This window comes from Staphylococcus sp. FSL W8-1207 (genome assembly GCF_038003745.1).
In the GTDB taxonomy this organism is placed as follows: domain Bacteria; phylum Bacillota; class Bacilli; order Staphylococcales; family Staphylococcaceae; genus Staphylococcus; species Staphylococcus equorum.
In genome coordinates this window covers 301,251-323,581 of sequence record NZ_JBBOPU010000001.1, presented here as the reverse complement: position 1 = coordinate 323,581, position 22,331 = coordinate 301,251, and the positions used below count along the sequence as shown (strand labels likewise).

The 22,331-nt window shown below is 33.4% G+C and carries 21 protein-coding genes; 11 read left to right on the top strand and 10 right to left on the bottom strand.

The window, feature by feature from the left end:
• Positions 1 to 26: 26 nt before the first annotated feature.
• Both nhaC and NSR03_RS01470 read right to left on the bottom strand, forming a co-directional pair.
• Positions 27 to 1,421: a Na+/H+ antiporter NhaC gene (gene nhaC / locus NSR03_RS01475; protein WP_002506915.1), complete on the bottom strand. Its 1,395-nt coding sequence runs from the start codon at positions 1,419 to 1,421 to the stop codon at positions 27 to 29.
• Between the two features lie 27 nt (positions 1,422 to 1,448).
• Complete coding sequence (locus tag NSR03_RS01470; protein WP_069813237.1) at positions 1,449 to 2,519, bottom strand: NAD/NADP-dependent octopine/nopaline dehydrogenase family protein; 1,071 nt, start codon at positions 2,517 to 2,519, stop codon at positions 1,449 to 1,451.
• A gap of 258 nt (positions 2,520 to 2,777) precedes the next feature.
• Here NSR03_RS01470 and NSR03_RS01465 point away from each other — a divergent pair, with 258 nt between their 5' ends.
• From NSR03_RS01465 to NSR03_RS01445, 5 genes are all read left to right on the top strand, one after another.
• Complete coding sequence (locus NSR03_RS01465) at positions 2,778 to 3,149, top strand: DUF4870 domain-containing protein (protein WP_002506912.1); 372 nt, start codon at positions 2,778 to 2,780, stop codon at positions 3,147 to 3,149.
• 338 nt (positions 3,150 to 3,487) lie between these two features.
• Complete coding sequence (locus tag NSR03_RS01460; RefSeq protein WP_002506910.1) at positions 3,488 to 3,952, top strand: CHAP domain-containing protein; 465 nt, start codon at positions 3,488 to 3,490, stop codon at positions 3,950 to 3,952.
• A gap of 360 nt (positions 3,953 to 4,312) precedes the next feature.
• Positions 4,313 to 4,633, top strand: coding sequence for a DMT family transporter (locus tag NSR03_RS01455; RefSeq protein WP_069820737.1), 321 nt, complete (start codon positions 4,313 to 4,315; stop codon positions 4,631 to 4,633).
• The gene (locus NSR03_RS01450; protein WP_002506908.1) at positions 4,633 to 4,947 is read left to right on the top strand and encodes a DMT family transporter; all 315 of its coding nucleotides are present in this window, start codon (positions 4,633 to 4,635) and stop codon (positions 4,945 to 4,947) included. The genes NSR03_RS01455 and NSR03_RS01450 overlap by 1 nt, the downstream gene beginning before the upstream one ends.
• A 267-nt stretch (positions 4,948 to 5,214) precedes the next feature.
• Positions 5,215 to 6,171, top strand: coding sequence for a 2-hydroxyacid dehydrogenase family protein (locus tag NSR03_RS01445; RefSeq protein WP_069813239.1), 957 nt, complete (start codon positions 5,215 to 5,217; stop codon positions 6,169 to 6,171).
• A 101-nt stretch (positions 6,172 to 6,272) separates the two neighbouring features.
• Here the strand turns inward: NSR03_RS01445 and NSR03_RS01440 are convergent, their stop codons facing one another.
• From NSR03_RS01440 to NSR03_RS01410, 7 genes are all read right to left on the bottom strand, one after another.
• Positions 6,273 to 7,397, bottom strand: a complete 1,125-nt coding sequence (locus NSR03_RS01440; RefSeq protein ID WP_021338434.1) for an FAD-dependent monooxygenase — start codon at positions 7,395 to 7,397, stop codon at positions 6,273 to 6,275.
• A 181-nt stretch (positions 7,398 to 7,578) separates the two neighbouring features.
• Positions 7,579 to 8,355, bottom strand: a complete 777-nt coding sequence (locus NSR03_RS01435) for an N-acetylglucosaminidase (protein WP_021338435.1) — start codon at positions 8,353 to 8,355, stop codon at positions 7,579 to 7,581.
• A 25-nt stretch (positions 8,356 to 8,380) separates the two neighbouring features.
• Positions 8,381 to 8,614 (bottom strand): hypothetical protein, encoded by a 234-nt coding sequence (locus NSR03_RS01430; protein ID WP_021338436.1) that lies wholly within the window; start codon positions 8,612 to 8,614, stop codon positions 8,381 to 8,383.
• Positions 8,615 to 8,905: 291 nt separating this feature from the next.
• Positions 8,906 to 9,370 (bottom strand): DUF1641 domain-containing protein, encoded by a 465-nt coding sequence (locus NSR03_RS01425; RefSeq protein WP_021338437.1) that lies wholly within the window; start codon positions 9,368 to 9,370, stop codon positions 8,906 to 8,908.
• Positions 9,370 to 12,324 carry a formate dehydrogenase subunit alpha gene (gene fdhF, locus NSR03_RS01420; protein ID WP_069813241.1) on the bottom strand — a complete coding sequence of 985 codons (2,955 nt, stop codon included), beginning with the start codon at positions 12,322 to 12,324 and terminating at the stop codon, positions 9,370 to 9,372. Before fdhF ends, NSR03_RS01425 begins: the two co-directional genes overlap by 1 nt.
• 318 nt (positions 12,325 to 12,642) lie before the next feature.
• A complete protein-coding gene (locus tag NSR03_RS01415; RefSeq protein ID WP_002506901.1) occupies positions 12,643 to 13,596 on the bottom strand; it encodes an LCP family glycopolymer transferase in 954 nt (317 codons plus the stop codon).
• Between the two features lie 128 nt (positions 13,597 to 13,724).
• A complete protein-coding gene (locus tag NSR03_RS01410; protein WP_069801804.1) occupies positions 13,725 to 14,519 on the bottom strand; it encodes an inositol monophosphatase family protein in 795 nt (264 codons plus the stop codon).
• Between the two features lie 452 nt (positions 14,520 to 14,971).
• Between NSR03_RS01410 and NSR03_RS01405 the strand changes: the two genes are divergently transcribed.
• The 6 genes from NSR03_RS01405 to NSR03_RS01380 all read left to right on the top strand — a co-directional run bounded on the left by NSR03_RS01405 (position 14,972) and on the right by NSR03_RS01380 (position 20,653).
• Positions 14,972 to 15,664 (top strand): helix-turn-helix transcriptional regulator, encoded by a 693-nt coding sequence (locus NSR03_RS01405; protein WP_021338440.1) that lies wholly within the window; start codon positions 14,972 to 14,974, stop codon positions 15,662 to 15,664.
• Positions 15,665 to 15,888: 224 nt separating this feature from the next.
• Entirely contained in the window at positions 15,889 to 16,176 is a 288-nt protein-coding gene (locus tag NSR03_RS01400) for a hypothetical protein (protein ID WP_069813243.1), read from the top strand.
• Between the two features lie 140 nt (positions 16,177 to 16,316).
• On the top strand, positions 16,317 to 17,369 hold the full coding sequence (locus NSR03_RS01395) for a MupG family TIM beta-alpha barrel fold protein (protein ID WP_021338442.1): 1,053 nt from the start codon (positions 16,317 to 16,319) through the stop codon (positions 17,367 to 17,369).
• Positions 17,370 to 17,371: 2 nt separating this feature from the next.
• On the top strand, positions 17,372 to 18,259 hold the full coding sequence (murQ, locus tag NSR03_RS01390) for an N-acetylmuramic acid 6-phosphate etherase (RefSeq protein ID WP_021338443.1): 888 nt from the start codon (positions 17,372 to 17,374) through the stop codon (positions 18,257 to 18,259).
• 76 nt (positions 18,260 to 18,335) lie between these two features.
• Positions 18,336 to 19,775 carry a PTS transporter subunit EIIC gene (locus NSR03_RS01385; RefSeq protein ID WP_021338444.1) on the top strand — a complete coding sequence of 480 codons (1,440 nt, stop codon included), beginning with the start codon at positions 18,336 to 18,338 and terminating at the stop codon, positions 19,773 to 19,775.
• A gap of 2 nt (positions 19,776 to 19,777) precedes the next feature.
• Complete coding sequence (locus NSR03_RS01380; protein WP_021338445.1) at positions 19,778 to 20,653, top strand: MurR/RpiR family transcriptional regulator; 876 nt, start codon at positions 19,778 to 19,780, stop codon at positions 20,651 to 20,653.
• 155 nt (positions 20,654 to 20,808) lie between these two features.
• On the opposite strand, the gene NSR03_RS01375 is transcribed toward NSR03_RS01380, so the two are convergent.
• On the bottom strand, positions 20,809 to 22,239 hold the full coding sequence (locus NSR03_RS01375) for an alkaline phosphatase (protein WP_069813245.1): 1,431 nt from the start codon (positions 22,237 to 22,239) through the stop codon (positions 20,809 to 20,811).
• Between the last annotated feature and the right edge of the window lie 92 nt (positions 22,240 to 22,331).

Below are 22,331 nucleotides of genomic sequence, written 5' to 3'. Positions count from 1 at the left end.
AACGATATAGATTTAAATCATTTAGTTTATTGACTCTTTGCTTTTTTAATGCCAATACCTGAAAATCCATAAAAAATTGCAAATATGATACATAGATAACATGGTACTGCCCAAATAAAGAATTGATCCACTGATACACCTAACTGTTGTGTATAATAAATGCCTGATGTTCCCCATGGAATAAGTGGAATAATCATTGTACCTGAATCTTCTAGTGTTCTTGATAAATTAGAACGATCTAAATTCATATCATTATACATTTCCATCATTAACACACCGACCATGATAATGACTACAGATGCCACACCAGCAGCGAGTACCATTATTAAGCTACCTATTACGGTCGCTAGTATTAATTGTCCAACTGAATTAATGTTTTTGGAAATTGTTTTCAAAATAACATCTAAACAACCTGCTTTTTCAACAATACCTGCGAAGGCATAGCCACAAAAAATAGTAACAATGATTTCTGTCATACTCATCATGCCGCCCTGCTCAACCAAATTAATGGCTCTATCTGATAAATCTCCACTACTTGCCGCCACCATGCCTTTATTAAAACCATCGAAAGTGGACTTAAATCCATCTACAATATTAAATCCATGATTAAATGCGCCAACAATGATTGCACTCAAACTTGAAATAAGCATTGCAGGTACAGTCGATATTTTTAATAACAAACACGTAATAATAATCAATAAAGGAATCCATACAAAAATATTTATATTATAAATTTTAGATAATTCGCTAAGCATTTGATTCACTTGTGACGTATTAGTATTTCCACCAAATTGCATACCTGCAAAATACCAAACGATTAAGCCGATGATTGATGCTGGTACAGTCGTCCATATCATGGCTCTTATATGCGCAAAGATATTCACTTTTGTTACTAAAGCTGCTAAATTTGTCGTATCTGAAAGTGGTGACATTTTATCACCAAACACCGCCCCTGCAATTATGGCACCTGCTGCCATACCTGGCGTAATATGTAATTGTGTCGCTATAGCCATTAGCGCTATGCCGGCTGTAGACGCAGAGCCCCATGCTGTCCCTGTGGCAACTGAAGTAATTGCACATATAATAAATGCAGATACTAAAAATAAATTAGGATCTAAAAATTCTAACCCATAATAGATCAAAGCTGGGACAGTCCCTGAGTACATCCATGTACCTACGATAATTCCAACCGCTAAAATGATAAAGATAGCTGGCATTGCTGTAGCTAAGCGATGTGTGATACCTTCTTCCAAATCTTGCCATTTCAACCCAACACGTCTTGCTATAAATGCAGCATATGCTGATGCTAAAATTAATAAAGCTTGTATTGGAATTTCAAAAACAACAAATCCTGTAATTACTATTATAATCATTACTATAATAGTAGAAATTGATTCTAAAAATGTTGGTTGTCTTGTCATACACAGTCCCCCTATTGTTAGTTTAAATTAATTAAGCCCCAATTTTTCTTTGCCTAATTCATTAATAGTGAGTCCTTCTTCAAAAAAGTCACGCTCTAAAATAGTAGATGCTAACACGATAATGGCATCAATGTTTGGCGTTTCAACCTCAATTTCACGACCAAGACTAGACCATAATACGAGTCCGTATGCAATATCTTCTGTTAAATAACGATTTTTCACATGGTTTGGTCCTTTGATTTGTGAAAACACTGGACTCGTGTTAAACAATCTATTTAAAGGTTCATCTTCATCTTTTCTTTCTAAATAACCACGTTCAATACGTGCTTCTTTAGCTGGAGACAATTCAAAGCCTAACTTACGTCCTAAAGTTAATCGTTCTAATTCTACTGCGTGTAATAAACGAACAGTATGTTTCGTTATACCTTCTTCATATAATGCAAAGTCATCTGCATAATCGATGCGTCCTACATTGAGTAATGTTGGACCTGGATGCACTTCTGGATTCCCATTCTCAAGATTTGTTTTCCAAAGACTTTCCTCTTTTACAACATATGGATATAGCGTTTCAATTTTGTCAAAGCTATCACTTAAATGTTCTTTATTATATGTTGAGAAATGAACCTTTCTTACATTTAATGATAAGTCCACGTGAGCTTCATCAAAATTCACTCTCGTCCCATAAGTTAATGTGTTCACTTCAGCAAATATCGGCATAACTTCTATACGCATATCTTCTAAGACGTTCATAAATCGAATTGAAGCCATTGCCGCTGCGATATTAAAGAAAATTAATTGCTTATCATTAATAAATGGTGCCATCGTATGTGCATAATGCTCAATAAATGTAGATGGTATAATAACTTGAATTATTTCTGCATCACTAACAACATATTCCATGCCATCACTGATATCAGTAAATTCAATGAACGTTTCTTCTCCTTCATTATTAAACGTAAACCCGCCTTGCGCTATCGCCTTGTCAAACTTATCAATAGATTGATTTCGACAATATAACTTCACCTCATGTCCTTTATGTTTCATATCTAATGCTGCTGTAACAGCACCATTTCCTGATCCTACGATTGCTATCTTCATAAATACCCTTCTTTCTCTAATGATTTGTATATATGAGTGTTTTAAACATTACTATAATGTATATCCAATTTAGATTTCTGATAAACACTGGTATTCAACCTATCCCTAGTTGCATTATATTCATTTGTTTCATCCCATTAAATGCACTATATTTTAAAAAATTCACTTTGCTAATTTTTAAATTGTAGCCTTTCAAATTAAATATCATTTAAGAATAAAATTTGTTATAGTTATGCTAATAAGGGAGGCGTGATTCATATGGATGAACAATATAATACAAACCAATCTTCTACAGTTATAAATCAAGAACCAAGTAGCGATGATAGATTAATGGGTACTTTAATCTATGTGTTAAGTTTTTTCACTTCATTAATAGCACCACTAATTATTTGGCTCATTAAACGTGAAGATTCACCATTCATTGACAAGACTGGTAAAAATTATTTCAACTTTTTACTTTCTTATATGATTTGGCTCATCGTTGCTTCAATAGCGATGTTTATCATAATAGGTTTTATCTTATTCCCTATCATAGCTATTTTGAATTTTATATTTACTATCGTAGCTGCTGTAAAAGCATATAATGGAGAAGACTATTTACCACCACTTTCAATTAGATTTTTCAAATAAAATGAATCTAAATTTTGTGACTTATTACAACTGTTGTAATACAAATTAGTTATTTTGAATGTTAAGTTATTGTAAAACCTTATACCATAGCTCTTTACAAACCATTACAAGCCGATACCTTTCTGTAACCTCACATGTCGTTTATTACAACGATATGTGAGGTTTTTTTAATTGTTTTACAAAAGCGTAACAAACCACACAAACCTAAATTCATCTGTTAAAGTATTACTTGTCGTTGAAAGCAAAGCGAAAAATAAAACATTAACTTTAAAGACTATCGAACGAATAACATAAATAATAAATATTAAGAACGTACAAATTTGGGAGGATTTTTAATTATGAATAAATTAGTAACAGCAACAACTATCACAGCAGGTATCGGCGCAGCAATCGTAGGATTAGACCAAGGAAATGAAGCAAGTGCAGCAGAGCAAACTCAACAAACACAAACTACTACACAAGAAACTTCAAGCTCAAGTGCTAACTTATACACTTCAGGTCAATGTACTTGGTACGTATTTGATAAAGTAGGCGGAGGTATCGGTTCTACATGGGGTAATGCAAATAACTGGGCTTCAGCAGCTTCATCTGCAGGCTACACAGTTAACAACTCTCCAGAAGCTGGATCAATCTTACAATCATCTGAAGGACCAATGGGCCACGTTGCATATGTTGAAAATGTAAACAATGACGGTTCAGTAACGGTTTCAGAAATGAATTATAGCGGCGGACCTTACTCTGTAAGTGAACGTACTATCTCTGCTGGTGAAGCAGGTTCATATAACTATATCCACGTTAACTAATATTCGCTAGTACAATATAAATTAGAATATGTCAGAGTGCCAACAAAGTCTAGAACTTTGTTGGCATTTTTTTGTGCGTGTTTTTCGTGGGCACTTCCTCATCCTATAGTCTTCGAATTATGATTGATTAACTAGTGAATCATCGGAGCAAAACACTGCCCCTTTTTAAAATAATATACTCAATCATTCATCAATATCCGTTTATAGAGATAACCACATCAAAATAAATATGAGGACATCACGCGCTATAATTAAAAAAACAGCATTTAGCACTAAATTTTTTTATATGATTTTTAATATTGCAGTATAACAGAATATTTGAGAAAATAAGAGCGTTTGATGAAAAAAGGAGGCACAACGATGCAATGGTTCAAAGTTATACTTGCTGGACTTATAGAAATATTATGGGTCACTGGCTTAAACACTGCTGATTCGTTACTTAGTTGGATTGGTACGATCATCATTATTATTATAAGCTTCTTTCTTGTTATTGCTGCGTGTAAATCATTACCCGTCGGCACTGTTTACGCCGTATTCGTAGGTATTGGCGCAGTCGGTACTATTTTAGTGGATATGTTATTTTTCGGTGATCCTTTTAACTCTATGAAAATTATCTTAATTACACTATTGGTAGTAGGTATTATCGGTCTAAAATTAACTACAGAGGAGGCTGAAAACTAATGGCTTGGTTTATTTTACTCATTGCAGGTCTATTAGAAGTAATCGGTGTAGTCATATTAAATGAAATTACACGCACTAAAAGGAAATCATTAGTCGTCTTATTAGCAATTGCTTTTATCTGTAGTTTTAGCACGCTCAAAGTAGCAATGAATGACATTCCTATGGGAACTGCTTATGCAATTTGGAGTGGCATCGGTACTGGCGGTGGCACACTTGTAGGTATGTTGATATACAATGAATCTAAAAATGCAAAACGTATATTCTTTATTGGTTTGATTATTTTTTCCATAGTGGGCTTAAAGCTCATAAGTTAGAAAAACAAATAATAAAATACACTTTCTAAATCATGATATAAAAATAATAGCAATAATTCATTGTTTAATAGTGGATTATTGCTTTTTTTGAGAATGCTATGTATGACTTATATACTTTATGATATATAAAGAAGCAACAAAGAAATCGTTTTCTATAGCTTTTTCGTCATTATATAAAAGAACACACAAATATTTCTTTAATAAATATAATAATTTGTTTAGTGCTTTGAAGTTTACTATACTAAATATATAATGGAGGGATTATACATGGTAAAAGTTTATATCGCAGGTCCAGTACCTGAAGTAGGTTTTGACTTGTTAAAAGATCAAGGTTATGAGGTTGAAATGTATGAAGGCGAAGGTATCATTGATAAAGATACTTTAAAGCAAGGGGTTAAAGATGCTGACGCTTTAATTAGTCTGTTGTCTACCAACGTAGATAAAGAAGTAATTGATGCAGGTAGCAATTTAAAAATCGTCGCAAACTATGGTGCAGGTTTTAATAACGTAGATGTAGCCTATGCTCGTCAAAAAGACATTGACGTTACAAACACACCAAAGGCTTCAACAAATTCTACAGCTGAATTAACTTTTGCACTCGTACTTGCAGTTGCAAGACGTATCGCTGAAGGTGATAAATTATGCCGTACAACTGGCTTTGACGGATGGGCACCATTGTTCTTCCGTGGCAGAGAAGTTTCTGGTAAAACGATTGGTATTATTGGCTTAGGTGAAATTGGTGCTGCTGTAGCAAGACGTGCCAAAGCGTTTGATATGAATGTGCTTTATACTGGCCCTAACCAAAAAGTCGATAAAGAACGTGAAATCGGCGCCAAGTATGTAGACTTAGAAACTTTATTAAAAAATGCAGATTTTGTAACAATTAACGCTGCATATAATCCAGATTTACATCATCAAATTGACACTGAACAATTTAAAATGATGAAGTCAACGAGTTATTTAATTAATGCTTCGAGAGGCCCTATCGTTCATGAACAAGCTTTAGTACAAGCATTAAAAGATAAAGAAATTGAAGGCGCTGCTTTAGATGTTTTCGAATTTGAACCAGAAATAAACGACGAATTAAAATCACTAGACAATGTAGTACTCACACCACATATTGGTAATGCGACATATGAATCTCGTGATATGATGTCTAAAATTGTTGCGAATGACACAATTAGTAAGCTAAATGATAAAAAAACTAAGTTTTTAGTAAATTAATGAATTAGTTGTTAAAAGCTTAGTTCTAAATACTTAGTACAAATTAAAGCACCCATCCATTAAAAATATGGATGGGTGCTTTAATTTGAAATATTCCAAGTTTATTTACTTTTGGATTTATATAAAAACTTAGTTTGGTTCGTAACTAACTTATTTGGCAAAGCCTTTGCAATGCCATTTCTTACAGCTACAATCAGTTTATTACTACGTTGTGCGAGTTTACCTATTTTTCTAGAACGTGTAATTACTTTTTTAGTGTGTTTTACACGTAATTTATCATAGCGTTGTAACGCCTCATCAAACGAATATGACTGAAGACAATTTGCTAAGACAATCGCGTCTTCCATTGCTTGTCCAGCGCCTTGTCCCATGTTTGGCGTCGTTGCATGCGCTGCATCACCAAGTAAAATAGCACGTTGATAAACAAATGTTTTCAGCGGTTTTAAATCATAAATATCATTTAATAAAATATCTGTTTCGCTTTGTTTATCTAATACGGTTCTTATTTCATTTGGAAAACGATTAAACCTGGCTTGTAAATGAGGTTTACCATAGGTTTTCATTTTACTATCTTTTTCTTTCGCATTAATAGAAATAAACCAATAGGCTTGATTGTTTAATAAAGGTACAACCCCTACTCTCCCTTTCGGAGACCAATACTCTTTAGCAATTTGAGCATCTTTAATATCCACATCTTCTACCAATCCTCTAAACACTGTATAGCCTTGATATTCAGGCTTACTATTAGGTTCAACCGTATTTCTTATCTTAGAATGTACACCATCTGCACCAATACATAAATCAAATGCTTCTTGCTGTTGTGTATTAAAATGTAAAGTCACTTTTAAATCGCCATTATCAATATGAGTTACAAAATGATCTGTATAGATTGCTTCTTCCGGTACATAAGATTGAATCACATCTATTAAATCTTGACGAGACATTGTTAAGTTCACCGTATTCTTTTTTAACTTCACTTTGGATAGCACGTTATTTTTATCATCTCGCACTTCCATTGTATCAATGATTTGCCCAACATTTTTAATCCCTTTTGCTAAATCATGCTTTCCTAATTTTTCAATAACGTTACCACCAATGCCGATACCTGCACCTATTTCAGCTACTTCATTGTTTTTTTCAAATACTTTGACATCATGTCCTTGTTCAATTAATAATGCTGCAGTTGTTAATCCACCAATACCCGCGCCAACTATAGCTATTTTCATTTTCAATTCACTCCAAATTTTCCTAGTCTATTCGATATTAACACTTTTATAAAACTTTATATTAATAAGCTCTTTGATATTAGCCTAAGTATTGTCAATAAGTCATCACACAAAAAAGATAACAAACGTATCATGAAAACACCCTGTTATCTTTCGTCATAAATATATTATAACTCAATTTTTACAAATAATAATCCTTATTAATATGATCTTTCTTTATACCCAGTTTATCATAATAAACCTTCATAAATGTGGCGATGTTTTCGTCCCATTCTACATCACTTGCATATTGGTGTTCTCCAGGTGATTTAGGATTCCAACGCATTTGATACAATGATAATTGTTCATTTTCAAAGTAATTACCTCTTATAAATTTAGCTCCACCCATAATTGCGCGTTCTGGTGAAGTCCAAGATTGCTTTTTAGCAAAACTGCTACCTGTGTGTACTGCATTTTCATCAAATGCACCTATACCGTAAAAATTATAGTAATGCTTACCATCATCTTCTATACCTTTAGCCAATTCAGATTTACCATTACCTGTTTCAACAAGCGCATGGCTCACAAGGTATAACACATTAACTTCATATTTGTCTTGTGCTTTTAAAAATGCATCACCTTTATTTTTCAATATCCCTTTATCTTTTAAAATATCATTTACTTCTTTTTCTGACATTGACACTTTTTCAGAAATATCCATATGATTCAAGTTATCTTTGTCATCATTTACATCCATAGCTTTTTTAACATCAGCTTTTGAAGCCTCAACAAATCGACCATTTTTTTCTGTCATATTTAAAGTGCCTTCACCAAGTTGCTTATCTACTGCCTCATCAAAAGAATGTGTCTTTTTATCATCAAATAGGTGTGTTTCATTTATAATTAATAAAATCGTAAATACAATGATGATAATGAGCATAATAAATAATGTTAATCTTTTCTTTATAATTTCATTCATTATATAATAACTCCCTAGCTTACACTTATTTAGTTAATGTAACATAAGCAATAATAATAGCAATTAAGACAACTACAAAAGAAATGTTAAGCGCTATCCTCATAGCTTTCTTATCTCTAAACAACATATTGAATATCATTAAACTGATGACTAATGAAACTGCGAACATTGTAATAGCCATTACCATATTCATCATTATTAAAAAAACAATTCCCAAAACTAGAAATACATTTGAGATAACCGCCATGATTTTAATCATTTTCGCGTTGATAAGCCTTCCACTCCTCGCCCTTAAAAATTTATAAAATTTAATTCTAATAATAGAAATTGTATCATATTTACCATTGTTTCAATATGTCATTTTTAAAACAATAGGCTGAAGCGCTTGTATAAAAACTGCTTATCTTCATAAATGAAGTAGAAGTTCTTTAAAAGCTTGATATAAGTGCATTTTCAATTCAGTCAACTACTGTCAACATAAAAAATGAGACTGAGACATGTGCTATGTCCCAGCCTCTAACTTTTATTTTAACTATTTATTAGGGAATACTTATCTTGACATACCTCTAAGCATATTCATCATATATGTCAGACTACGATTCATTTCATCATCTTTCAACATACCCATCAAGCCAGTAATCGATGTTTTTTGATTCGGATTGGCCTGATTTGCAACACGTAAGCCTTTGTTTACTTTATTTAACATCTCAGATAAGTCATTTACATCTAAGTCACCTAATAAAAATACAAGTGAAGCCATATTTGAAATCAAACCTGAATATTGTTCTTTATTTAATTCAACAGAGAACTTATTGGCTATAACGCCTCTACTTTTAATTGCACCAGACATAGCATCTAGCAATTTTGCATCATCTAAAGTGCTAATGATGTTGATTGCTTTTAAAATGCTATCTTTATTTGCAACAATTGCATCTGTCACTTCAGCTAAATTTTCCTCTTTAATCTCTGCTTCAGTTTTTTGCATGCGTTTAATATTCGTTATTCTTTCAGCCATTATTTATCCACCTGACTTCCTGGGAAAGTATAATCTTTACGTTTCCATTTGTCTTCAACTCGAACGCTGTATTGTGGTTGACGTTGTTTATTTACACGGAAGTTCGTAGGATTAAGTGGTGATTTACCTCTTCTTGTCTTCACTTCCATGCGACAGCTTGTACGTTTATAAGATGGAGTATCTGTATCTTTGTCTACATCACTATTTGTTAGTAAGTTAATCGCTCCATGGTCACCATTTTCCATAGCATTATTATTTAATGGGATATAGATTTCTTTACCTTTAACTCTATCCGTCACATGTGCCACAAGTTCTAATTCACCAGTTTCAGAAATTAATTTAATTTCTGCCCCCTCATGAATACCTCTATCCTCAGCTAGTTCAGGAGATACTTCAACAAATGCATTTGGCATTTTGTATTGAAGTCCTGGTACTTTATAAGTCATATTGCCTTCATGGAAATGCTCTAATATACGACCGTTATTTACATGTAAATCATATTCTTCATTTACTTTAAAGAAATTATCAAATGTTAATGGATAGAACTTCGCTTTTCCATCATCAAAATTAAAGCCTTCTAAGAACAGTGTCGGTTGATCTGTACCATCTTCTGCAACTGGCCATTGTAAACTGTTATATCCTTCTAAACGATCATAGTTCACACCTGAATATGATGGCGTTAATCTTGCGATTTCATCCATGATTTGACTTGGATGTGTATAGTTCCAATCATAACCTAACGTTTTGGCTACAACTTGGATAATCTCCCAGTCTGGTTTAGAGTCACCTTTAGGTTCTAAAGCTTGGTATAAACGTTGGATACGACGCTCAGTATTTGTAAATGTGCCTGTTTTTTCTAATGATGGACTTGCTGGTAACACTACATCTGCGTATGAAGCAGTAAATGTAAAGAACTCATCTTGTACTACTAAGAAGCCAACTTTTTCCAATGCAGCTTGTACATAGTTGATGTTAGAGTCAACGATACCTGTATCTTCACCATATAAATAAAGTGCATCAATTTCTCCCTCATGTATGCCTTCCATCATTTGATGGTTATCTTTACCTACTTTTCTAGGTAATGTTTGACCATATTCGCGTTCGAATTTTGCTCTTATTTCATCGTCAGTAACACTTTGATATCCTGGGAATTTGTCAGGCATACTCCCCATATCACTACAACCTTGTACGTTATTATGACCACGTAAAGGATAAGCGCCTGTGCCTGGTCTTCTATAGTTACCTGTTGCTAATAATAAATTAGATATCGCTGTTGAAGTGTCACTACCAATGTCTTGTTGTGTCACACCCATTGCCCATGCGATTGATACTGATTCAGCATCTACAAGTTGATGTGCAAAGTCTATTAAAGCTTCTTTAGAGATGCCCGTTGTTTCTTCCGCAAAATCCATTGTAAATGGCGCTAATGATTTATGATACGCTTCAAAGCTGTTCACCCATTCGTCGATAAATACTTTATCATGAAGATCGTTATCGATAATGTATTTAGTCACTGCTGACAACCAAACTAAATCAGTACCAGGTTTAGGCTGATAGAAATTATCTGCGCGTTCAGCCATTTCATGTTTACGTATATCAAACACATTTAAAGTATTGTTATATAGCTTATGACCACGTTTAATACGTGAAGCAATAACTGGATGAGCTTCTGCTGTGTTTGTACCAATTAAGACAACCATATCTGCAATTTCAAGATCATCTATTGAACCAGAGTCACCACCATGACCTACCGTTCTAAATAGCCCTTTTGTTGCTGGTGCTTGGCAATAACGTGAACAATTATCTACATTATTTGTGCCAATGACTTGTCTTGCAAGCTTTTGCATAAGATAAGACTCTTCATTTGTTGCTTTTGAAGATGATATAAATGCTAAGCCATCTGAACCATGAGAGGCTTTAACTTTATTAAAGTTATCAGACACAACTTTTAGTGCTTCATCCCATTCAACTTCTTCAAATTGGCCATCTTTACGTACTAATGGTTTTGTGAGACGTTCTTCTGAATCAATATAATCCCAACCGAATTTACCTTTAACACACGTTGCAATTTTATTAGCTGGTGATTCTTGTTGAGGTTGAACTTTTATAACTTCTCTATCTTTTGTCCATACATCGAAAGAACAACCAACACCACAGTATGTACATACTGTCTTAGTTTTTTCGATACGCTCTTCACGCATTGCTGCCTCTGAGTCAGAAACTGCAAACAACGGACCATAACCTGGTTCCGCTTTTTTCGTTAAATCAATCATAGCTGCTAATGATCCAGGCTCTAAATCCGTCATATAGCCGGCACTGCCTTCCATATTGACTTCCATCATTGCATTACATGGACAGACTGTTGCACATTGACCACAACCTACACATGATGAATCGTTGATTGAAGTATCATTATCCCAAATCACTCGTGGTTGTTGGCGTTCCCAATCAATTGTAAGTGTTTCATTTACTTGAACGTCTTGACATACTTCTACACAACGACCACATAAAATACATTGATTTGGATCGTAACGATAGAAAGGACCGTAATCTTTTTCGTATGGCTTTTCTTTATATTCATAAGTTTGATGCTCTAAACCCCATTGGTCCATTGTATTATGTATTTCACAGTCGCCATTGTTATAATCACAAACTGTGCAATACAACATATGATTTTCTAAGATTCTGTCTAAAGCTTCTTTTTGGCTTGTTTGTACGTTATCATTTTGCGTATTAACAATCATCGGTCTATCAATTGTGGTACCACACGCACGTGCCATTTTACCGTCTATTTCAACAGTACACGTGTCACAAGTTTGTATTGGACCTAACGATTCGTTATAGCATATTGATGGAATAAATGTATCTTGAGATTTGATGAACTCAAGTAAATTCGTCCCTGGTTCTACAAGATAATCTTTGCCATCTAATGAGACAATCAAATGTTCTTGCATTCTCTTCACCCCTATTATTATTTATGATGCCCGCGTTATATATCTATTAGGTGCTGAATAACATTCCATCTAAAAAGCCCACACTTTTTTAAGATAATGTTATCTATATTGTATATCTATTTCATTTAAATGTTAAGGATTTCCACCTTATTTCACATTTTATTATATTAGTTGTACTTTATGGCTCAAAACTTAATATTTATAAAAAGTTATTTTATAATTCTTCTTGATTAATAATCTTTATGTTATTTCATAAATACTGGCATAATAAAAAAACTATAGATTTTAGCATTCGCCAAAATCTATAGTTCATTTAAATTACATTCCTAAATTATCTTTAATGCTTGCTTCAATTTCACTAAGTGAACTCTCACTTGGTATAAAATAGTACAAGCCATCATCTTGTATGCCACCCTGTCCATCTAACTGGTGTCTATTGACCTGTTCATTCGCATCATTATAATTACTTCTTATTTTGTTTAATTCTCCAACTGTAAGGTCCGTTTTCACATTATCTTCAACATGATTCATTAATGAATTAAAATGTGTAACTGAACTGATACTTGTAAGTTTATTAGCTAAGCCTTGGATAACAAGTTGTTGACGTTCTTGACGACCAAAGTCTCCGCCAGCGCCTTCTTCTTTACGACTTCTAATAAATGCCATCGCTTCTTCTCCATCCATATGGGATTGAACGCCTTCACTAAACTGATAACCATCATATGAGAATGACGCGTTACTCGTTACATTGATACCACCGACAGTATCTATCATATCTTGCATACCGTCCATATCTATTGTTGCGTAGTGATCAATAGGTACATTTAATAAATTCTCTACTGATTTCACTGCCATATCAGGTCCACCATAAGCATATGCATGGTTGATTTTTTCAGTAGTACCTTTACCTACGATTTCCGCTTGTGTATCTCGTGGAATGCTGACAATTTCTGTCGTTTTTTTCTGTGGATTAATCGATAATACCATTACTGTATCACTACGTTGACCACCACCTTCAGCATCTCTTTTGGCATCAGAATCCACACCAAACAAAGCAACCGTAAATGGATCACCATCATCTAAATTGACGTCTTTATCTCTTAATGAAGATTTATCTCTGTCTAAAGGATTATGAATTGATCCTCCAACAGAAAATATTTTAAACCCTAAATAAATAACTGCTAGTAACGCTAATAAAACTAATATACCAAAGAACCACAATATTAATTTTGTTGGTAAGCCCATTTTTTTATTTTTTTTAGAACGATTCACTCTTATCATTCTCCGTTTCTGTATTCAATTTTCTCTCATTTAGTAATACATTATATATTAATAACTTGGATTTGACATAGTGCTTTAGACCTATCATTTATATAATAAATATTTAATACAGTTATTTCTTATTGTATTTTGTATCCATCTCCAGAATTTAGTATATCTAATACTTCTTCATGACAAGCATTGTTACTAATAATAAATGGACCTGCTTTAGAAAAGTCTAGTGCCATATTATCTAATGTCGTCATTTTAAGTCCAAGTTCACTGGCAAACAAGAATTGCGCTGCGATATCCCAAGGTTTTGGATTTGTGTTAACATGCGCTCCAAATTGTCCTTTGATTACACGGATTGAATCTAAACCACAAGAACCGATAAAACGATGACTAAATGAAGCATCATTTAGTCCATGAATGGTCTCATCATTCATAACTAATGTATTAAATGAAATAATCGCATCTTGTAAATCAATACTTTCGGGTTTTTCTAGTCGCTTACCATTCACATATGCACCATACCCTTTAGCTGCTTTGTACAGTTGGCCATGTGGGTAATCATAAATATATGACAGCATTGGTTCACCATCAATAAAATAGCCTAGAATAATACAGTAATCTTCTTGTTGTTTAACTAAATTTGTCGTTCCATCAATGGGATCCATAACCCATACATGTCCTTCTTTAGGATGCACTTCTTCATTCGACTTTTCTTCAGCGAACAACTGATGTTCTGGAAAATTTTGCTTTAAAAATTGTTCGAAGTTATGTTGTATTGATTTATCAACATTTGTCACTAAATCAAACCTATTTTGTTTCGTACTTGTAACCATATCCTCGATTAACTTCGGGATGATTTTATCCAATGTTTCAAGCCAAGACCTCACGGCATCATCGATATAAATTAATTGTTCTTTTTCCATGTATAGGCACCTCTTTAAATTTATAAATTATTATGTTCCTTATTAAGTATGAACTATCTTTAATTTATTATATTTTATCATAGAAATATTAATGAAATATATGATATATCATAACCACTAAAACATTTTGGCACACATATTGTTGCTATGACATAAAAATAAAACCGACCAGCGTAGCTAGTCGGTTAAATAGAAAGGAAAGTAAGTAATAAATATTGAAGATGTTTGATTAGTAACGTGAACGAATTAGATGTTAACAAAACTATATGTAATAGCCTACCCCTTTGTCATCTACTCGCTACCCCCTTGTTACTAATTACATATTAACATAAGTTTTTAAATAATGTAAGCGTTTTCTTTATTTTTTTAAAAAAAGTTTTTCTAAATGTCGTCATTGTCACTTTTATGATATAATAAATGTAATATGTAATCATTTGGGAGGTGACTTTCTAATGAATAAACGCGAGAGACAAAATAAACTTGTTCTAGCTATTCAAGAGAATAGACAAATTACCGCTTCAGAGTTAGCAAAAAACTTAGACGTGTCAAAACGAACGATTTTAAGAGATATTCAAGATTTAGAAGATCAAGGTGTGAAAATTTTAGCAAAGCACGGTAAACTAGGTGGCTACCAACTTCAAGAAACACCAAATAGTTATGAGATTGAGCTGACTGAGAATCAACTATCCGCTTTGTTCTTAGTGCTTAATGAAAGTCAGTCTTACACTACGTTACCTTATAAAGAAGAAGTTAATGCAATTATTAAAAAATGTTTGAATTTACCTTATACAAAAATGCGACGCGCTTTGAAAAAGCTAGACCGTTATATTAAATTTGATCACCGACAACATACAAATTTACCACCTATATTTTCTGAAGTCCTCATTTATTGTACTGAAAGAAATGTTATGGCAATGGAATACAATAACGGTACAAGTATAGGCACTGAAAATGTTATTTTTATTGGATTATTATGTGAAAAAGGTTTGTGGAAAGCAGTCGTCTTTGAAATTGGTTTGGGTAAAACAAATGAGATTCCTATTATTGATATACACGATATCTCATATTCATTTGAAAAGACAATCAAGACTCAAGACATTACTATAAATAATTATCAACAATTTTTAAATCCAACTGAGTCCTAATTGTCTCAGTTGGATTTTTAATTACTTATATTTTTTCGATAAGCAAATAGTTTATTAATTCCTAAAGTCGTTTCTCAAAATTCCTCTCTTCTTTTCACAAGTTTATAATTACCTTCCTATTCTATTCAATATTGTATGTTGATTATTTAAATTCACCCTAAGCACAATGAAATATTTTCAATTTAAATTAAACAGCCTCATCACATTTATGAAAGGAAGTCTTTATGTATAACTTAGAATTCCATCATTTAGAACAACACATCAGTAAATTATTGAACTTACTAGAAATATATAAATTTGCAATCGTCACCAATCATAAAAAGAAAAACGACTACAAACAAAATATTCATGATTATATCGATAAAGAATACGCCGCTCTAAAAAGCGTCTCAAAGCATCATACTTCTCTTATTCACTACAATTACTTTCAATTTCTTTCTGAACAAATTGAACAGCCTATAGATGAACTAACTATAGGTAATACAACGAAATATATAAGTGATATTCAGTAACGTTTATTTCGTATCCACCAATTATTAACCCCTCTTTTGTAACAATATTACACTATTACAATTTTTATAAATTAAAATTGTAATAGTTTTTCATGTGTTGTACAATGAAAACGATTACAGCAATATAAGGAGTGATAGCAATGCATGGATTTTCTATATATCTTGGACAGCCCATCGACAAACCATATATCAAACGGATGATTGCTTCAGGCTACAGCACCATTTTTACGTCTGTACAAATTCCTGAAGAAAACGAAAGTACTAAATATCGCTATTTGGGAGAACTTTTAGATTATTTATCTAATGATCAGCTTACATATATGATTGATATCAATCCTTTGTTGCTGGATCACAATTTCTATCAATTCTTACATCAATATGAGACAGCAGAATTTATGATTCGTATCGATCATAGTACTTCTTTAAATGTCGTCAACGATATTATCAGTAACGGATTCAAATGTTGTATCAATGCTAGCATCATCTCAGAGCAATTATTGCAACAGCTTTACCATGAGCTTAAAGATTTTACTTATCTTTGTTATTGCCATAATTATTATCCAAGACCTGATACCGGTTTGGAGCCGCAATTCGTAGCGTCACAAAACAATTTGATTTTAAAATATAACGCACAAGCAGATATATTTGGTTTCATCACTGGTTCAACATTGCGTGGCCCTCTATATAAAGGTTTGCCAACAATTGAATCCACAAGATATCAGCACCCTATTCAAAGTGCACAGTTACTTAAAGATCACTTAGTAGAACATGTAATGATTGGAGATCCACTCATTGATTCACATGCTGCACAACAACTCATTACTTTTTTACACCACAGACATTTCAACCTAAATATTATGCTTTTAGATGACCAAGTATCATCAATATTATTTAAACCTCATACGGTACGTGCTGATAATCCAGCTCACGTTATTAGATCACAAGAAGCTCGTCTTTATTGTGATACAGAGATTCAACCATTTTCAACAAATGGTCGAAATTTCGGTGCCATAACCGTGGATAATAAACTAAACGGACGTTATCAAGGTGAATTACAAATTATTAAAAATGATTTACCACCGCATAATCACATCAATGTTGTAGGTGAAGTTAAAAAGACCGATTTACCATTAATTCAATGCATGCGCCCTAATGACACATTTGAATTTACGTACAAGAATAAGGAGCTGTAAAAATGAGTAATTTAATAACTGAATCAAGAAATGAAGCTACCATGCACTTAGACGAAATGTCTATTCAACAAGCTTTAGAGACTATGAATGAAGAAGATCAAAAAGTACCTCAACAGATAAAACAAATATTGCCTGACTTAGCTAAAGTCATTGAAGTTACAACGAAGCAATTTAAAAAAGGTGGCCGCATTATCTATATGGGCGCAGGCACGAGTGGAAGACTCGGCGTACTCGATGCAGCAGAATGTGTGCCTACATTTAATACAACACCTGATGAATTCATCGGATTAATAGCCGGTGGACAACCTGCCATGACAGTCGCAGTCGAAGGTGCTGAAGATAGTGAATCACTAGCACATGATGATTTAAAACACATTGATTTAACAGACAACGATGTAGTTATTGGCATTGCGGCCAGTGGAACTACGCCCTACGTCAAAGGCGGTTTAAAATACGCTACAGAGTTAGGTGCCCATACAGTTGCCATTTCTTGCAATGTCGATACAGAAATTAGCAAACTAGCAGAATTTCCTGTAGAAGTTAATGTCGGTCCCGAAGTATTAACTGGATCTACGAGATTAAAATCAGGAACAGCACAGAAACTAATCCTTAATATGATTTCCACAATCACAATGGTTGGTGTGGGAAAAGTTTATGGCAATCTTATGGTAGATGTAAAAGCCACAAACCATAAATTAGTTGACCGTTCAGTGCGTATTATTCAAGATATTTGTGATATTCCATATGAACAAGCTCAAAAGCTTTATAATGACGCAGACCAAAACCTTAAACAAGCAGTCGTTATGTACCTATGTGATATTTCAAAAGCTGAAGCAGAAACAAAATTACGTCAAAATGACAATATTATTAAACAAGCAATAAAAAATTAATTTATTCTGATTTAAATAGCAATGTCACGTTGCCACATGAACCATATAACTATGATGCAATAAGGAGGTATATAGGATGACTAAAGAACAAAAACTCGCTGAACATATTATAGACGCTGTTGGTGGCCTTGATAATATGGATAATGTTATTAATTGTATGACCCGTGTCAGAATTAAAGTAATCGATGAAAACAAAGTAGATTATGATAAATTAAAAGCAACTCAAGGTGTTATGGGCGTCGTAAAAGACGAACGCGTGCAAGTGGTAGTTGGTCCAGGTACTGTTAATAAAGTAGCGGATCATATATCTCAATTAAGCGGTGTACGTCTAGGGGAAACAATCCCTCATAACTCAACGAATTATAAAGCTGATGCTGAAGCAAAAGCACAAGAAAATAAAACAGCAATTCAAAGCAAACAAAAGCGTGGCGCCTTTAATAAATTATTAAAAACAATTGCCAATATCTTTATTCCGTTAATCCCAGCCTTTATTGGTGCCGGATTAATTGGTGGTATTGCTGCAGTATTAAGTAACCTTTTAGCTGCTGGCCAAATTTCAGGTGACTGGGTTACACAACTTGTCACAGTGTTCAATGTAATTAAAGATGGTATGTTAGCTTATCTAGCTATCTTCACAGGTATTAATGCAGCCAAAGAATTCGGCGCAACGCCGGGGTTAGGTGGTGTTATTGGTGGTACCACATTACTCACAGGATTAACTGATGAAAATGCGATTACTAATATATTTACAGGCGAACCACTGCAACCTGGTCAAGGTGGTATTATTGGCGTTATTTTTGCAGTATGGCTTCTTAGTATCGTTGAAAAACGATTACATAAAATTGTCCCTAATGCAGTAGATATTATTGTCACACCAACTATTACGTTATTTATCATCGGTTTATTAACTATATTTATCTTTATGCCATTAGCTGGCTTTGTTTCTGACGGTTTAGTATCTGTCATCAATGCTACAATCAGTATCGGTGGCGTTTTTAGTGGCTTTATCATCGGTGCTTTTTTCCTACCGCTAGTTATGTTAGGATTACATCATATATTTACGCCTATTCATATTGAAATGATTAATCAAACGGGTGCAACTTATTTACTTCCTATTGCTGCAATGGCAGGCGCTGGTCAAGTTGGTGCTGCTTTAGCTTTATGGGTAAGATGTAGGAAAAATACAACATTAAGAAATACACTCAAAGGTGCACTACCTGTAGGATTTTTAGGCATCGGAGAACCTTTAATTTATGGTGTCACTTTACCGTTAGGCAAACCATTCTTCACTGCATGTATTGGTGGAGGTATTGGTGGCGCTGTTGTTGGAGGTATTGGTCACATTGGGGCAACTGCAATTGGACCTAGTGGAATCTCATTGTTACCTTTGATTTCAGATCATATGTATTTAGGATATATTGCAGGACTACTCGCTGCGTACGCAGGTGGTTTCGTCTTCACCTATTTCTTAGGTACGACGAAGACTATGAGAGAATCTGATAGCTTAGGTGATTAATTATGACCAACGTACTTTACAAAATTGACAGCAATTATGCTCAGTTAACTAAAAGTGAGAAAAAGATTGCAGATTTTATTTTGAATTCACCACATAAAATCATCAATATGTCAGTACAAGATTTATCTAACGAGATCCATACTAGCACAGCATCCATCGTTAGATTTAGTAAAAAAATTACAGATAAAGGTTTCCAAGAATTAAAAATTGCCATTTCTCGTTATTTACCTGATGATGCAATCCATAATAATCACCTTGAATTGGCGGATAATGAGTCAGTCGATACGCTAAAAACAAAAATGCTATCTCGTGCAACAGACACGATGAACTATGTATCAACGTACATAGATGAATATAGTATTGACAGTATTTGTGAAACAATGAAGCGTTCAAATACAATATTCCTATTTGGTTATGGTGCTTCACTCGTAATCGTTACTGATTTATTTCAAAAATTATCACGCATTGGACTCAATGTCCGTTTGTTACAAGAAACACATTTATTTATGTCAACATTAGCAACACACGATGAAAATGACTGTATTATCTTTGTAACAAATCAAGGTAATCATAGTGAAATGCAATCCATGGCTAAAGTCGCAACAGACTATAACATTCCAATTATTACAATTTCTAGTTCTAATGATAATCCTGTTGCAAAAGTTTCAGACCATACTTTAATATATGGTCAAACGGATGAAAACGAACTACGTATGGCTGCAACAACATCATTATTTGCTCAACTTTTTACAGTAGATATACTTTACTATCGCTATATCGCATTGAATTATCAAAGTGCATTAGACTCTATTACACAGTCTAAAATGGCTTTAGATAATTATCGTAAGCATTTATCTAAAATTCAATTCAAACATTAATCTATATGTTAAGTTGAACTATAAAAAAGCACCTATCGTCAGCAAAATACGCTGTCTTGATAGGTGCTTTTTTGTGAATTAAAATAAGAGACTAGTAAATCGTATAGTAATTTTTAGTGCCTTATTTTAAGTTATCCTAAGTATTGATATTTTATTTATTTAGCTTCACTTTTTAAGAATTCAAAAATGTTTTTAGCATTATCTGTATTATCTATATTTCCTTGGAATTTATCACTACCAGGGCCATAAGCATATGTGTTCACGTCTTCACCTGTGTGTCCTGTTGTAGTCCAACCTGTATTCGATTTATCATTGATTGGTTTTTGAATTGCGTTTTGTAATTCTTGTAATTGCCCTTCATATGCATCATCATCTTCATTTAATTTTTTCAACTTCTCAGCTTCATCTTTAATTTTATCAATTTGAGATGCCTCTACATCAAATCCATAACCTTCATTAATTACTTTTTCAGCATCTTCGCCTTTGGCAATTTGTTCAGTCATGTATGTTCCTGAATGTTTCATATCGTGGATTACTTGAGGGTTCCAAAGGTAATCTTCACCTTTGGCAATTGATAAACCACCTGTTGAGTGATCTGCAGTTGCCACTACAAGTGTATCTTTATGTTCTTTAGCATAGTTCATAGCATAATCAAATGATTTTTCAAAACCTTCCATTTCTGACATTACACCAGTAACATCATTTGGGTGACCTGCTTTATCAATCGAAGCACCTTCCACCATTAAGAAGAACCCTTTATCATTTTGCTGTAATTTATTAACTGCAGTTTCTGTCATATCTAATAATTTAGGATTTTTATCAGGGGCGTCTATTTGTAATGGCATATTTCCATCAGCGAACAAACCTAATACTTGTTTACTTGTTGATTTTTGTAAATCTGTTTTATTATCTACAACGTCATAGCCATCTTTTTTAAATTTATCTGCTAAGTTGCCATTTTCTTCACCGAAATATTTTGCACCACCGCCAAGTAAGACATCTACTTTATGTTCGCCGTTAATTTTATCATTATAAAATTGTTGTGCAATTTCATCTTTTTTATCGCGTGAGTCTACGTGTGATGCATAGGCTGCAGGTGTTGCATCTGTAATCTCAGCAGTGGAAACTAAGCCTGTTGATTTACCATTTTCTTTTGCTTGTTCTAATACTGTTTTAACATTTTCTTTATTTTCATCTACACCAATTGCCCCATTATATGTTTTATGACCAGAACTAAACGCAGTAGCTGATGCTGCTGAGTCAGTTACATTCTCTTTCGGGTCAGCTGGATTTGTACGTTGATTGCCGACAAGATGTTGATCGAACGCAGTTTTTTCCATTTCTTTTGTTTCAGGATTATCTGCAAAATAACGATACGCTGAATTATAAGATGGTCCCATGCCATCTCCTACTAAAAATATTACATTTTTAGGATTTTCAGTATTTCCCATATACGACACATCAGGTGTATCATTTGATGCTTTTCCATCACCAGAAGCATATGTTGATTGTACATTTCCTAATGCAGATCCAACAACAATTGCACTAGCTACAGTTACAGTTGCTAACTTATTTAATAGTTTCATAAATTAATAACTCCTTTGATATGTATTATTGTGCTTACATGTTAAGTGTAATACTCTAATTTTGTCTCAATATTTTAATAATGTAAATTTTC